This window comes from Nocardia sp. NPDC050630, from assembly GCF_044457245.1.
Taxonomy (GTDB): Bacteria; Actinomycetota; Actinomycetes; order Mycobacteriales; family Mycobacteriaceae; genus Nocardia.
Map to the genome: position 1 here is coordinate 301,811 of NZ_JBITGN010000007.1, position 14,217 is coordinate 316,027.

At 64.2% G+C, this 14,217-nt stretch carries 15 protein-coding genes; 2 read left to right on the plus strand and 13 right to left on the minus strand.

Going from position 1 to position 14,217, the window contains the following annotated elements; translation table 11 throughout:
- The first annotated feature begins 67 nt into the window (after positions 1–67).
- Positions 68–619: a dihydrofolate reductase family protein gene (locus ACIBG0_RS20640; RefSeq protein ID WP_397034554.1), complete on the plus strand. Its 552-nt coding sequence runs from the start codon at positions 68–70 to the stop codon at positions 617–619.
- 160 nt (positions 620–779) lie between these two features.
- On the opposite strand, the gene ACIBG0_RS20645 is transcribed toward ACIBG0_RS20640, so the two are convergent.
- The 11 genes from ACIBG0_RS20645 to ACIBG0_RS20695 form a co-directional block, all read right to left on the minus strand.
- Positions 780–1,217 carry a DoxX family protein gene (locus ACIBG0_RS20645; RefSeq protein WP_397034555.1) on the minus strand — a complete coding sequence of 146 codons (438 nt, stop codon included), beginning with the start codon at positions 1,215–1,217 and terminating at the stop codon, positions 780–782.
- Positions 1,218–1,661: 444 nt separating this feature from the next.
- Positions 1,662–3,107 (minus strand): aldehyde dehydrogenase, encoded by a 1,446-nt coding sequence (locus tag ACIBG0_RS20650; protein WP_397034556.1) that lies wholly within the window; start codon positions 3,105–3,107, stop codon positions 1,662–1,664.
- Positions 3,108–3,139: 32 nt separating this feature from the next.
- Positions 3,140–3,457, minus strand: a complete 318-nt coding sequence (locus tag ACIBG0_RS20655; RefSeq protein ID WP_397034557.1) for a hypothetical protein — start codon at positions 3,455–3,457, stop codon at positions 3,140–3,142.
- A gap of 27 nt (positions 3,458–3,484) precedes the next feature.
- A complete protein-coding gene (locus ACIBG0_RS20660; protein WP_397034558.1) occupies positions 3,485–4,729 on the minus strand; it encodes an amidohydrolase family protein in 1,245 nt (414 codons plus the stop codon).
- Entirely contained in the window at positions 4,726–5,061 is a 336-nt protein-coding gene (locus ACIBG0_RS20665) for a hypothetical protein (RefSeq protein WP_397034559.1), read from the minus strand. The genes ACIBG0_RS20660 and ACIBG0_RS20665 overlap by 4 nt, the downstream gene beginning before the upstream one ends.
- Positions 5,058–6,329, minus strand: coding sequence for an aromatic ring-hydroxylating dioxygenase subunit alpha (locus ACIBG0_RS20670; protein WP_397034560.1), 1,272 nt, complete (start codon positions 6,327–6,329; stop codon positions 5,058–5,060). The genes ACIBG0_RS20665 and ACIBG0_RS20670 overlap by 4 nt, the downstream gene beginning before the upstream one ends.
- A gap of 34 nt (positions 6,330–6,363) precedes the next feature.
- Positions 6,364–7,206 carry a TauD/TfdA dioxygenase family protein gene (locus ACIBG0_RS20675; RefSeq protein WP_397034640.1) on the minus strand — a complete coding sequence of 281 codons (843 nt, stop codon included), beginning with the start codon at positions 7,204–7,206 and terminating at the stop codon, positions 6,364–6,366.
- Between the two features lie 59 nt (positions 7,207–7,265).
- On the minus strand, positions 7,266–7,601 hold the full coding sequence (locus ACIBG0_RS20680) for a hypothetical protein (protein ID WP_329407074.1): 336 nt from the start codon (positions 7,599–7,601) through the stop codon (positions 7,266–7,268).
- On the minus strand, positions 7,598–8,893 hold the full coding sequence (locus tag ACIBG0_RS20685) for an SRPBCC family protein (RefSeq protein WP_397034561.1): 1,296 nt from the start codon (positions 8,891–8,893) through the stop codon (positions 7,598–7,600). Before ACIBG0_RS20685 ends, ACIBG0_RS20680 begins: the two co-directional genes overlap by 4 nt.
- Entirely contained in the window at positions 8,890–9,510 is a 621-nt protein-coding gene (locus tag ACIBG0_RS20690; RefSeq protein WP_327097623.1) for a carboxymuconolactone decarboxylase family protein, read from the minus strand. The genes ACIBG0_RS20685 and ACIBG0_RS20690 overlap by 4 nt, the downstream gene beginning before the upstream one ends.
- Positions 9,507–10,307, minus strand: a complete 801-nt coding sequence (locus ACIBG0_RS20695; protein ID WP_397034562.1) for an SDR family NAD(P)-dependent oxidoreductase — start codon at positions 10,305–10,307, stop codon at positions 9,507–9,509. Before ACIBG0_RS20695 ends, ACIBG0_RS20690 begins: the two co-directional genes overlap by 4 nt.
- Before the next feature lie 606 nt (positions 10,308–10,913).
- Here ACIBG0_RS20695 and ACIBG0_RS20700 point away from each other — a divergent pair.
- Complete coding sequence (locus ACIBG0_RS20700) at positions 10,914–11,516, plus strand: TetR/AcrR family transcriptional regulator (protein WP_397034563.1); 603 nt, start codon at positions 10,914–10,916, stop codon at positions 11,514–11,516.
- Between the two features lie 190 nt (positions 11,517–11,706).
- On the opposite strand, the gene ACIBG0_RS20705 is transcribed toward ACIBG0_RS20700, so the two are convergent.
- Both ACIBG0_RS20705 and ACIBG0_RS20710 read right to left on the minus strand, forming a co-directional pair.
- Positions 11,707–13,401, minus strand: a complete 1,695-nt coding sequence (locus tag ACIBG0_RS20705; protein ID WP_397034564.1) for a nitric oxide reductase activation protein NorD — start codon at positions 13,399–13,401, stop codon at positions 11,707–11,709.
- On the minus strand, positions 13,398–14,216 hold the full coding sequence (locus tag ACIBG0_RS20710; RefSeq protein WP_397034565.1) for an AAA family ATPase: 819 nt from the start codon (positions 14,214–14,216) through the stop codon (positions 13,398–13,400). Before ACIBG0_RS20710 ends, ACIBG0_RS20705 begins: the two co-directional genes overlap by 4 nt.
- Between the last annotated feature and the right edge of the window lies 1 nt (position 14,217).

The following is a 14,217-nucleotide window of genomic DNA, read 5'->3' on the forward strand; positions in this document are numbered from 1 at the left end:
ACCACCGGATCCGGTGGATGCTATGCGAGTCCGATGAGTTCTCCGCGTCCGGGAGGTCTACCCAGTCATGAGGAAACTTCTCTACTCGTTCGGCGTGTCCCTGGACGGCTACGTCAACGACCGCGACGGCAGCATCGACTGGACAAACCCAGACGAGGAGCTGCACCAGTTCCACAACGACCGCTACCGCGACATCGAAGTCTCGCTGCACGGTCGTCGCCTGTACGAGCTGATGGCCGAGTACTGGCCGCACGTGCCCGAGGACGCCCCGCGCATCGAGCGTGAGTTCGGTCGCCTCTGGACGGACAAGCCCAAGGTGGTCTTCTCCCGGACGCTCACCGAGGTCCATTGGAACAGCACCCTGGTCAGTGAGAACGCGGTCGAGGAGGTCCGCAGGCTCAAGGCCGGAGGCGATGGCGTGATGGAGGTCGGTGGCGCGAGCCTCGCGGCCTCGCTGATGCCACACGGGCTCATCGACGAGTACCAGCTGTTCGTCTCGCCCGTGGTGCTCGGCGGCGGCACGCCGCTGTTCCCGTTGCTGGACAAGCGAATCCAGCTCCGGCTGGTCGAGACGAAGCACTTCGACAAGGTGGTGATGTTGCGCTACGTGGCCGACTAACGCCCCTTCAACCGCACGCGTTCATGTGCGACGGCACCGCCGCGCGGACCAGATGGCCGCTGGATCGATCGCCGCCAACCCGACGGGCGATCGATGATGAGAACGCACGACCGGCGATCGGTGGGTCGGCCACCGATCGCCGGTCGTAGGTATGGATTTGTCATCGCGACAGCGAGTTGCGCAGATCGGTGATGGTGGCGCGGCGCGCGTAGGCGATCCAGGCGAAGATCGCGGCGAGCACCAGTGGGAAAATCCCCATCAACGGCTTGTCGGCGATGAAAGCCTGCGTCCCGGCGGCGAGCACGGTGAGAACCGACAGACCCGCGGCAGCCAGGGCACTGAGCCGTGGCACCATCAGGCCGATACCGCCCGCGACCTCCGCAACTCCGATGAAGATGAGCAGCCCGAGGGGGATGGTCAGATTCTCGGGGGCGTTGTCCATCAAGGCGTTCGGCATAACGAGCTTCGGCCCACCGGAGGCGATGATGAAGAACAGGCCGAGCAGGATCTGCAGGGTCCACAGGACGCGGTTGCCGATCTTGCCGGGACGGTCGGTGACGTCGCTGGAGAAGTCGGCGGAGGGGTTGGCGGTGGTCATTTCTGGTCCTTCTGGTCGGTCGCGCCGGGTTGGTAGCGCGTTCAACAGATAGGACGGAGCACCGTCCGAGGACTCATCGCTGTCCGCGAAGATTTTTCGCAAACCGCTGCTGAACCACCGGTTTCGTTGTACTGGCCCGAGGGGTCGAGTCCGTCACCCAACGAGTTTCGACCAGTGTTCGTGGTCACCGCTACAAGGTCGCGCCCGCCAACATCATCTGACACTGCGAGACCTCTGAACCGAATTGCTGAGGGCCGGGCGAAGTGAATGAGGGCGGGACTGTTGTCCCGTCCTCATTCGTGCCGGAGCACTGGCTACGTCGCAGCTGAGCCCTGGCGCGCCATAAGACACTCCCCATAAGCGCGGCGGGACGACGACGGCGATCACGTCGGTGACCTCGTTCCGCGAAGCTAGGGAGATGCGTAATAGGCTTCGATCTGTGGTTCAGGCCCGCACGGAAATGGACTTCGTATCGAGGTAGGCGCCGATACCCTCCGGCCCGAATTCGCGGCCGATGCCGCTGTTCTTCACACCGCCGAAGGGCGCGGCAGGGTCCATGGCGTAGGGCTGGTTGATGCCAAGGGTGCCGGAACGGATGCGCAGGGCGACGGCCGAACCGCGATCGATATCGGCGGTCCACACGGAGCCGGACAGCCCGTACTCGGTGGCATCGGCGATCTCCACGGCGTGGTCGTCGTCGGTGTAGGTCAGCACACTCAGCACCGGTCCGAAGACTTCCTCCCTGGCGATCCGCATCGAACTGTCGACATCGGCGAAGACGGTCGGCCGGATATACCAGCCGCGATCGACCGTATCCGGCAGCGCGGTGCCGCCGGTGAGTAGGCGCGCGCCCTGGTGCTGTGCGTTTTCGATATAGCCGCGGACACGGTGTTGCTGCCGTTGCGAGACCATTGGGCCCACCCGGGTCGCCGGATCGAAAGGGTCACCGACGGTGAGGTTTTCAACCTTGTCGACCAGGGCGTCGAGAAATTCGGAGCTGCGGTGCCGTGGCAGCAGTACCCGGGTCTGAGCCACGCAGGCCTGGCCGCTGTTCATCAGTCCGGCGACGAGCATGCCTTCGGCGACATCGTCGGGATCGGCGTCGTCGAGTACCACGGCGGCGGATTTGCCGCCGAGTTCGAGGCTGACCCTGCGCAGCGCGGACCCGCATGTTTCGGCCACCTGTCGTCCGGCGGCGGTGGAGCCGGTGAAGGACACCTTGTCCACCCCCGGGTGCGCTACGAGGTGACGGCCGGTGTCCCGGTCGCCGGGCAGAATGCTGACGACACCCGGTGGCAGCCCGAGTTCGTCGAGTAATTCGGCCATGAGGTAGGCGTCCAGCGGTGTTTCCGGCGAGGGTTTGAGCACGATCGTGCAGCCTGCGAGCAGGGCGGGGATCAACTTGGCGACGATGAGGAACATCGGCATATTCCAGGGGATGATCGCGGCCACCACACCGACGGGTTCGTGGACGACGAGGACATCGCCACCGAGGAATCCGGATCGCGTCTGCTGCCACGGATAGTTTTCGGCGATATCGGCGAAGGCGCGCATCATGACGCCGGGAAGCCGGGCGTGCGCCGATCGGGCGAAGGTGATCGGCGCACCCATCTCGGTGGTGATCAGCTGGGCGAGTTCATCTTCACGGGTGGTGTAGCGCTCGGCAAGCCGCCGAACCAGCGCGATCCGCTCGCTCGGATCGGTGCGCGGCCAGGGGCCGTCGTCGAAGGCCGTGCGGGCCGCGGATACCGCCCGATCGACATCCGCCGCCGTCGCGGCGGGAACACGGGCGACCACCCGCTCCGAATGCGGCGAGATCACCTCTATCGTGTCGGCGGTGGCCGGCGTCACCCACCGCCCGCCGATGAACAAATGCTCGTATGTGGCCACGCGTATGCCTCGTGCTGGATCGTCTCGGCTACTCACAGTGTTGGTGCGGTGATGTCGCGGTAGAAGCGGACAATCGGCGGCGGGTCGACACACAGACCGACGGGCGGCGAGAAGCCTCCTGCTTTGGTGGTCTCGGTAAGTCGTGCCTGCACGGCCGCGATGTCGTCGGCTTCGATCTCGTAGACCGCTACGAACGCGCCCTCGGTAACGGGGGCGAACCGTCGAGCGGAGACGATCCCATCGAGTCCCAGCATTTCCTTCATGTGGGTCTCGTCGTACCAACGGTGGAATGCCGCAGCGTCTTCAGGGGAGTTGGGCCGGGATTCGACGTAGAGGATTCCCTTGACCATGTGTTGGCCTCCTGAGTAGGGGTAGTTTCAGCTGTTCTTGTGGATGTGGCCGTCTTTCATGACGAATCGCACGTCTTCGATGACGGAGATGTCGGCGGTCGGGTCGCCGGGTACCGCGATGATGTCGGCCAGCAGCCCTGGTGCCAGACGCCCACGGTCCTCGACGCCGATGAGTTCGGCGCTGGTGATCGTCGCCGCGCGCAATGCCTGCGCCGGTGTCATGCCGCGGTCGACCAGCGCCCACAGTTCTTTGGCGTTGTGGCCGTGCGGGATAGCGGGAGCGTCCGTGCCGCAGGCGATCTTGACCCCGGCGTGGATGGCCCTGCGTAGGGTTTCGCGAGCGCGGGGGAAGACCTCGGCGGCTTTCTTCTGCAGTGCCGGTGCGGCTTTGGAGACATCGAGACCTTCGGACAGGTAGCTCGTCGGTACGAGGAACGTACCGTGTTCGACCATCATGGCGATGGTGTCGTCGGTGGCGAGTGAGCCGTGTTCGATGCAGTCGACTCCGGCGCGGATGCAGGCACGAATTCCGGCATCACCGTGCGCGTGCGCGGCGACCCGAACCCCGGCACGGTGGGCTTCGTCGACGATCGCGACCAGTTCCTCGTCCGAGTACTGCTGAGCTCCCGCGACTGTGCCGTGTGACATCACCCCGCCGGATGCGGAGATCTTGATGACCTCCGCACCGTATTTGATCTGGTACCGGACCGATTCGCGGACCTGCGGAACCCCGTTGGCGCGCCCCTCCTCGACACTGAGCGGCATGATGTGCGGTGCGAGGCGTTGGAACATGGTCGGGTCGAGATGACCTCCGGTGGGGGTGATCGCGTGTCCTGCGGCGACGATGCGCGGTCCCTCGATCCAGCCCTGTTCGATGGCGCGGCCGAGGTCCACATCGAGCAGGTAGCCACCGGTCTTGACCATCAGACCGAGGTTGCGGACCGTGGTGAATCCGGCGCGCAAGGTGGTGCCTGCGTTCACCGTGGCCCGCAAGGTGCGATACACCGGATCGTCCTGCACGCCGTGCATCGGGTTCGGCAGCCCCGAGGGATTGTCCGGGCCGCCGATGAGCAGGTTGACCTCCATATCCATCAACCCGGGCAGCAGGGTGAGCTCACCCAGGTCGATGACCTGCGCACCGGCGGGCAGCTCGGGCGGGTCGATCGCGACGATGCGGTTGCCCTCGACGACGATCACCGCCGGGGTGTGCCGCTGCCCGGTCTCGACGTCGACCCAGGCCCCGGCCCGCAGCACGATCACCTGATCGTTCACAGGCCGGGCTCGATCACACAGGTCAACGATGCCGACCCGGTGTCCGGTATGCGTGGCTGACTCCACACTTCGACGGGGAAGGACACCTGGATCATCGAATACAGCAGGTACATCAGATTTTTGGCGTCTTCGGGTATATCGTCGATCGTGAATTTGTCGCAGTAGGCGAGCGCGTCCTCGGCGCGCGGGGTGATGGCGTCGTAGAACCGCTGCATATCGTCCATCGAACTGTCCAGGCGGCGGCGGTAGCGTTCGGTTTCGGTGGGCAGGCACCACACTGCCGCATACGATTCCAGGTCGGCGAATTCGCCGGGCAACAGTGTTTCGCTCATCGCCGGGCCTCCGCACGCTCGCGTTCGTAATCGCCGACCCAGTCGGCGGCGACCTTGTGCAGGTGCCGCAACAGGATCTCCTGATCGTTGAGTTGGAATGTGGTGACCGCGCGGGATTCGAGCATCAGCTGCGTCGCCTCCAGCGTCGAAGAATCTTGCAGCCCATACTCTTTGAAGGTGACCGCGGCCATTTCGTGCGCGACCCGATCGCGTGGGGTGCGGGCGGGCGGGAAATACAGGTTGCCTTCGAAAATGTGGGTGTTGTACGAGGTCGGCCAGTATTGGTAAGTCAGATACCAGCCGCCGGACCAGATGAGAATGACGAAGTTCGGCCACAGCTGGAAGGAGTCCAGGCCCCACGGGTCGCAGCCCGCCGGATTGAGCCCTTCGGGCATTGGACCCAGATCCGGGACGTCCCACGGCCCGAATAGACCGCTGCGGGTGATGTCCTCCATGGGTTTACGCATGGTGGGATCGAGTTCCCAGGTGACGACGCCGGACGTGCTGACGAGCCGGTGCGGTCCGTCGAGTTGGTAGTGCGGCGCCTCGAATCCGGCCTGCTGCGCGGCGACAGAGAAGTTGTCCGGAGTCTGCTTTCCGTGCAGAACGGGTGCGTGATAGAACTCCTGGAAAGCGTCCATGTACAGCTTCCAGTTCGCTCCGACCTCGGATCGGTACGAATAGCGCTCGGTGAGTCGATCGAACGGGTAGCCTTCCAGACCGGTCACCATCGGGCCCAGGAATTCTCGCAAACTCTGACGCGGCTCGGCGGCGAGGTTGACGAAGATGAATCCCGACCAGACCTCGCAGTGCAGCTTCGCTAGGCCCAGATTCGCCTTGTCGAGGTCGAAGAACTCCTCTTCCTGCTGCACGAAGGTCAGTGCGCCGTCGAGTCCGTAGCGCCAGCCGTGGTATTTGCAGGTGAACTGGCGACAGGTGCCGGAGGTTTCCTCGCGCGGGATTTCGTTCCACACGAGTTTGTTGCCGCGGTGGCGGCAGATGTTGTGGAAGGCGTTGATACCGCCGTCACGGTCGCGCACGATGATCACCGAGGTGTACGCGGCGTGGATCTCCTTGGTGAAGTAGCTTCCGGTGCGCGGAAGTTGTTCGACGCGACCGATATTGAGCCATGCGCGTTTGAAGATCGCCTCACGTTCGAGTTCGAAGAACTCCGGCGAGATCGAGTCCTCGTAGGACATCGGTTCCGTGCCGAGCTCGGGATAGTGCTGCGTCCAGCTGCCCTCGGCGGGCTTGGGCCAACGAGGCATTGGGTTGACTCCTGAAATGGTCTGCGGAAGGGGGTTATTCGATCGGTTCTTCGCCGAGTACGGTGGTGCGCAGCATCTCTCGCGGTGAGTCCTGCGGATACGGGGCCGCACGGTGGATGACGCCCCGGTTGTCCCAGATCACGGTGTCACCGACCGACCACTCGTGCCGGTAGACGCGCTCGGGTGCGGTGCAGCGACGCAGCAGACCGTCGAGCAACGCGCGGCTCTCGCGCGGGGGCAAGCCTATGACGTGGTCGGTCGACGCCCCGAGTACCAGTGAGCGACGTCCGGATCTGTGGGTCCAGATCAACGGGTGTTGCTTGGTCGGTCGGCGTCGCCACACGGCGAGTTGTTCCGGTGTCGGATCTGCGGTCACACCCCGTTGAGACGCCTCGAGCGAATGCAGGACGCGAAACGGCGCAAGGTACTTCTGTTCCGCGGCACTCAGATTGTCGAAAGCCGCGTAGGTGCTGGCGAATTCGGTTTCTCCACCGCTGGCCGCGACGGCCTTGGCGGTGAGCATGGTCGCCTTCTGGGGGTAGGCATCGTCCTCTGGAGTGCAGCCGTCGATATGCCAGTCGAAGGTCGCACGCAGATAGCTCGCCGAGGAATTCTTTGTCGTGTCGAGGCTGACCCGGTATATGCCCTCGACCGGATGATGCCCGGGTGAGGTATCGACCTCGCCCAGTTTGCGGCAGAACGCCACCTGCGTCTCGGGATCCAGGTGCAGGTCGCGGAATACCAGGACACCGTGCTGCTCCAGGATATTGAGGATTGTGTCAGGCAGGGACGGGTCGGTGAGTAACGTCCGGGGATCGACGCCATGGACTTCGGCGCCGACATCGCGGCTGAGTTCGTCGATAGTGATCGTCATGATGGTGTGCTCCTTCCGGCCATTGCCCGCTCGCGGCGGTGTGGCCGATTTGGAGAAACGAGTCAGGGCCAGGGTTCGGCGACGCGTTCGAGTTCGGCGTCTGCGCTGTCGACGGGTTTGGGCTGCTTGAAGATCTCGATCGCCATCGCGACGGTCACCAGCGAATACACCATCCGCAGTAGTTGGATCGCGTCGTCGGGCAGGTCGTCGAGCGGAAATTTGTCGCAGTAGGTGATCGCGTCGTCCACGCGGGGAAAACACGCGTCGTAGAAAGCCTGCATCTCGGCCATCGACGTGTTCAGACGCTGCTTGTATCGTTCGGATTCGACTGGCAGACACCAGGTTCGCGCGAAGGGCTCGAGATCGGCGAAGGCCGGTGGCAGCAGTGTGGTTGTCATCGCGCACTCACCTGCGCCAAGTCGGTGCGGTATTCATCGACCCAGTCGGCGACCGCCTTGTGGAAATGGCGCACCAGGATCTCCTGGTCGTTGACGGGGAAATGCGTCATCCCCACGGTCCGGTAGGCCGATTCCAAAGCTGTCTGCGTGCCGGTGAGCATGCCCGCGTCCTGGAGCGCGAATTCCTTGAACACCACCGAGGCGACCTCGTGCTCGACCCGCTCGCGAACCGTGCGCGCAGGCTGGAAGCAGAGCACGCCCTCGAAGCGGTGGCTGTTGTAGGAGGTCGGCCAATACCGGTACAGCAGATACCAGCCGCGGTAGATGAGAATCTCGATATTGGGGAAGATCTGAAAGTTGTCGATACCCCACGGATCGATCCGGCCGGGATTCAATCCCTTCGGCATCGGACCCAGATCGGGGGATTCCCACGGCCCCACCAGGCCGCTTCGAGTGACCCGCTCGATCGGATACATGAACTCTGCGGGCATCGTCCAACGTCGCGCGCCGCCGGTCGACACCATCCGGTGCGGGCCGTCGACTTGGAAATGCGCGCACTCGAAACCCTTTCCCGGGGTCCGCACCGCACTGGGCACCTGCTGGGAATGCAGGCCGGGAACGTGGTAGTACTCCTGGAACGCGTCGGCGAACAGTTTCCAGTTACTCTGATTGTCCGCCTTGAATTCGTACCATTCGGTCATCTTGTCGAACGGGTAACCATCTAGATCGGTGATCATCGGGCCGAGGAATTCCCGCAGCGTCTGTCGCGGTTCGGCATCGAGGTTGATGAAGATGAACCCCGCCCACACCTCGCAATGCACCGGCGCGAGCCCGAGATCCTTCTTGTCCAGGTCGAAGAACTCGCCCTCCTGCTGCACGAAGGCGAGCGACCCGTCGAGTCCGTAGCGCCAGCCGTGATATTTACAGGTGAACTGCCGACACGTGCCCGACGTTTCTTCCCAGGGGAATTCGTTCCACACGAGTTTGTTGCCGCGATGGCGGCACACATTGTGCAGCGCACGGATACTCCCGTCGCGGTCGCGCACGACGATGATCGACGTGCGGGCGACATCGAGTTCCTTGGTGAAATAGCTACCGGTTCGGGGCAATTGCTCGATCCGGCCGACATTGAGCCAGGCACGTTTGAAGATCGCCTCGCGCTCGAGTTCGAAGAATTCGGGCGAGACCGAGTCCTCGAACGACATCATGCCGGTCCCCAGCTCCGGATAGTGCTGAGTCCAACTGCCTTCAGCAGGCTTGGGCCAAAGGCGCTGGGGCGCTAGTTCGCTCACGGTTGTTCCTCCATTTCCGGGAGTTCGGACGGTCGCGGCCGGTCGATTTCCGGGTCCGGTTGCAGGGCAACGCTGTTGAACACCATCGCCAGACACAGGTACGAGCCGGCGACGAACAGCAATTCGATCAGCTGACGTTCATCGAAATGGCGGGCCAGCTCGGTCCAGGTGCGGTCGGTGACGCAGTGGCGTTCCAACAGCTCGTCGGTCGTGGTCAGCAGCAGCCGTTGCACGGGTGACCACCCCGGTGCGGCCGGGCCGTGACGCACTGCCCTGATCTGGTGCTCGTCGAGCCCCAGACCGGCGGCCATCCGAGCGTGCTGGCTCCACTCGTAGTCCGAGCCGCTGCGCCACGCCACACGCAGGATCACCAGTTCCCGGTCCAACGGATCCAGCGCGGGACGCTCGAGCAGCAGACCGTTGAAGGCCAGCCACGCCGAAGCCAATTCGGTGTGATGTGCGAAAACCCCCAGAATATTGGGCATCCGTGGCGCGTCCGGTTCGCCCGACAGATACCGGTCCGCCGCTCCGACATGCCCGCACAGCATCGCGATCGTGCGTTCGTCCCATTCGTGCACCGGTAGCGGCACCAGACGCGGGGCCGTGGCTTCGGTCATATCACCGACCCGCCGTTCACGCCGAGTATCTGGCCGGTGATGTAGCCGGCCTGGTCGGAGCACAAGAACAGGCAGGCAGCGGCGATATCGTCTCCGGTGCCCAGATGTCCGACTGGGATTGCTTTTGCCATCACGGAGTTATCCGGCAGGTTTCCGGCTGCCTGCGACTGCCGTTGCATGGGCGTGTCGATTCCCGACGGCGGGATGGTGTTGACGGTGATCCCACTCGCGGCGTACTCGCGCGCAAGGCCCTTGGTCATCGCCACCACAGCACCCTTGGCTGCGGTGTAGTGCACCATCCCTGGCGATCCGCGTTGCGCACTCGACGAGGAAATGGTCACGATCCTGCCCCACCCCGCGGCGACCATATCCGGGATGACGGCTTGCGCGCAGTGGAAGACGCCGTTGAGATTCACGTCGACGACCCGGTTCCATGCCTCGGGCGAAATCTCGGTGAACGGCGAGAAACCGACCAACCCCGCACTGGTGACCAGGATTTCGATCGCACCGAATTCGGCGCGCACCTTGCGCATCGCCGCACCGACCGCCTCGCGATCGGTGACATCGACCGCACAGGCGATCGCCGCGCCACCGCTGGCACGCAACTGTTCGGCAGCCCGCTGCGCGGCGCCATCATCGATGTCGAGAACCGCGACCCGATATCCGTCGGCAGCGAACGCCGCACAGATCGACAACCCCATCCCCGAGGCTCCGCCGGTCACCACCGCGACCCTGGGGCGCTTCGCCGGATGCCGCTCGACACCCTCGCGGTCGGTATCGGCGACGGTGCCCGTCATCGGGCACCAACGTGGATACGAGGATCAGCGAGAACGCAAGGATCACGGCGGTCGATTACTGCAACACAACGACTTTCATTTTCCTGCGCGATACACCTCAGCTCTGCACGGGCAACGACAGCGCTCGAAAGGCGGATCTCTCCAGTGCCTCGTTCACACCTCTCGCCGATCGAGTTGCGGTACCCGAGTCCTCCGGCTGGCACACCACGAATATCTCCCGCGCCAGCGCGGGCGGTGCGGATCCACAGCGGAGGCCGTCGTACCGCCGAGATGAGAGTAGGGAGATATGCCACGCGCGACACCACGTTCTTCGTTCGGCCCGACAGCGATCGAGGTTGCGCCGGGGACATCGAATGACCGCGAAGACCCACATCAGGGGCCTTAAGCGACTGATTAATTCAATCAGGTGATTAAGATATACGTGACCTGGTTCACCGCTGTCAAGCGACTTGCGAAAGCACGGTCACCGACTCATCGGCCGACTCGATCGCGGCCGGAGACCGAACGGGCAAGAGCGCGGGTTACCTTCTATTCGCGCAACCACGAACCACACGATCGCAACGACACCGAAGGCTTCGTGCCTCACACACCTGGGAGGCCAACACCATGAAGCCCGCTCGCGCATCCGACGCCGAGGACTCACCGACACGAAGCGCCCTGCTCGACGCCGCCGAGCAGATCATGCGGGAGGAGGGCTACGCCGCCGTCAGCACTCGGCGCGTGGCCGCACGCGCGGACGCGAATTCCGCCCTGTATCACTACTACTTCGGCAATATGGACAATCTGTTCATCGAACTGTTCCGCCGCGGAGCCGACCGCAGCTACCAACGCCAACTCGAGGCACTGGCCTCACCTCAGCCACTGTGGGCCTTGTGGGAAGCCATCCACGACCAATCCCACACCGCGTTGACCATGGAATTCGTCGCGCTGGCCAACCACCGCAAGGCCATCCGCACCGAGATCGCCAACTCCTCCCGACGCTTCCGCGCCATGCAACTCGACGCCGTCACCAAGGTTCTCGGCGACTACGGCCCCGCCGCCGAAACCTACACCCCGGGAGCACTGGTCCTGCTCATGTCCAGCGTGTCGCGCTTCCTGCGTATGGAGGAAGCGTTCGACGTCGATACCGCACACGACGAGGCAATCGAGCTGATCGAATCCTTCCTGCGTGATGTCGAAGGCGAACGACGCCACCCCACGTCGCAGTAGGGTCGCCAACCGTCACGGCGTCGAGTCGACGCCGCATCGCATCGGAGGCAAGAGCCGCACCCACTACCGCACTCGAAGGTTGTTTACAAACTCCTGCCCCGCGCGTGGCACTTCCGGATATGGTGCGTCAATAATCAATCGCCCGTTGCGAATTCGCGCGGTGAATCTCTGGCTCGAACTCCTCTCATCGCTACCGCGGTTTCGGTGCGGCGAGTTCCCGAAGGGAAGACAGAAAGAACTCATCCATCCGCGGGCTCAGGTCGCTCAGGGTCGCGGCGCTGGCATGGCTGGCGGAACCGAAAACCCGTTCGAGGGCATCGGTGCCGGTGCTCGCGCCCATCGAAAGGCACAGGCAGGCAATACCGTCGGCGCGGAGTTCTTCGAGCGCCTTGCGGGCATCGGCTTCGGCGTAGCGGCCCTCGTAGCCATCGTCATAGGGAATGCCGTCCGAAAGGACCACCAGCAGCCGGTTTTCGGTGCCTGCTTCGGTTTTGAGGATTTCGCCCGCACCGCGGATGCCTGCGCCCAGGCGCGTGTAATTCGATGGTTGGAGCTGGTTGAGCCGGGCTCGCCCGACGGCGCCGAAACGCTGTCCGAACGTCTTGATCGCCGGTAGATGAACAGCGTGGCGCCCCTGTGAACGAAACGCATAGACCGCGACGCGGTCGCCGAGTTCTTCGAGCGTAACGGCCAATGTCGCGGCTGCCCGCCGCTGGTGGTCGTGTACAGCAAGGCCTTCGGTATCGGTATCGGTGGCAGACCCGGAGGCATCGAGCAGGATGAGGACGCCGAGATTACGCCCGAGTTTGCGGCGTTCCAGATAGATGTTTTCCGGTGACGAGTAGCCCGAACGCAGATCGACGAACATATCGATGAGCGCCTCGATGTCGAGCTCGTCGCCATCGGGACGGCCACGCAGCACCTTGGGGCCCAGGCCGATTCGCGACAAGCGTCGCCGAAGCACGTCGTCCAGCGGGACACCGGCCGCGGAGATGTCGGCGGCGACTGTCAGCGGGAAGTCGATGACCCGGCACCACTCGGGCCGATACCGGTGGTTGTGGACATCCCACTCCGGATAAAGCGCTCCACCTACGCCCAGCGCGGCGCCGGGCTTGCCGTCATCGGTGAACTGGATCCGTGTGGGCAGCGGCCGGGCATCGACTCCCACCTGGTGCACCCGTCGAACGGCGCGAACCTGCATCTCCGCACCAGCGGAGCCGTCCCCGGGTGCCCGGGAGTTGCCGAACAGCTTGCGGAGTTGGTCCGACAGAGCCCGCGAGTTGAACAGCGGATTTTCGAACAGTGCGAGAATCTTGCTCCTTCCGGACTGCTCACCTCCATCGTCACCGTCGTCGTCGGCCTCGGGTAAGTCGATCGGATCGAATTCCAAGCGCAGCTCTTTGTTCGTGGCCCGCGCGCCCGGTGCGGGACTGCGTGCCAGCAATCGGGAGGGCTTGATGGCACCGAACCACTCCGGTGGGTCGGCCACCGGTACTCGGCCTGCGGCCACCTCGAGCGACTCCTGGGCGCTCGAGGTGGCCGCAGGCTCGTGCGGACCGAGCCCAGCTGCGAGTGGAATCCGCTCGGCGAGGTCGACGATCACTCGCCGACCTTCCAGCGCCAGGTAGCGCCGCGCCACCGCCGGACGGGCCCGAAGCGCCTTCACCAATCGCTGATCCAGACTCCCCGCACCGAGCAGCGCGGTCTGGAGCAGCATCTCGCGGCGCTGCTCGGCGACCGAGCGGCCCGCTGAGACGAAGATGATCTGGCCGTTGGTGTGAGCAGGCTGACCAGCCGGCGCCTCCGCAACTTCGACAGCCCGGCCGGCGATGAAGGTGGCGAGGAGGCGAAACCGGTCGTGGCTGTTCGGATTGGAACCGTTCATGGTCGCGGCAGGACGGCGTCGATGAGTTCGCCGAGGGCACGGACGACATCCTGATCGTCCGAGAGCACTTGGACAACGGCCGACCGCACCGCACTGCGCAGGCTCAGCCCTTCAGCGACCAGACCGCCCGCGAGGATCAACAACCGGGTTGAGGCCACTTCACGCAGCGGTGAGCCATCCAAGTTTCGAATGGCGTGACCGAGTTCGACCAGCGCTGTCGCGGTCTCCGATCCGATCCCGGCTTCGACGGCGACCACTTCGGTCTCGACCTCGGCGGGCGGGAAGTCGAGTTCGATGGCAACGAAACGCTGGCGGGTCGACTCTTTGAGGCTTTTCAGGACGCTCTGGTAGCCGGGATTGTAGGAGATGACCAGCTGGAAATCGGGGGCCGCCCGCAGTGTCGTGCCGAGTCGATCGATCGGCAGTTCACGGCGGTGATCGGCGAGCGGATGAATGACCACGGTGGTGTCCTGACGCGCCTCGACCACCTCGTCCAGATAGAAGATGGCGCCCTCGCGCACGGCCCGGGTCAATGGCCCGTCCACCCAGACCGTTTCCCCACCCTCGAGCAGGAAACGGCCAACCAGGTCCGCCGAGGTCATGTCCTCGTGGCCCGCGGCGGTGATCAGCTCGCGGCCGAGTTCGTGGGCCATGGCCTCCACGAAGCGCGTCTTCCCGCATCCTGTGGGGCCCTTCAACAGTACTGGCGAACCGCGTCGGGCCGCGGCCCGAAAGACTGCTACCTCGTCGCCGACCGGCCGGTAGAACGGTGCTTCCAAAACCGGGAGTACAGCGGTGGATTGACTGGTCGACATA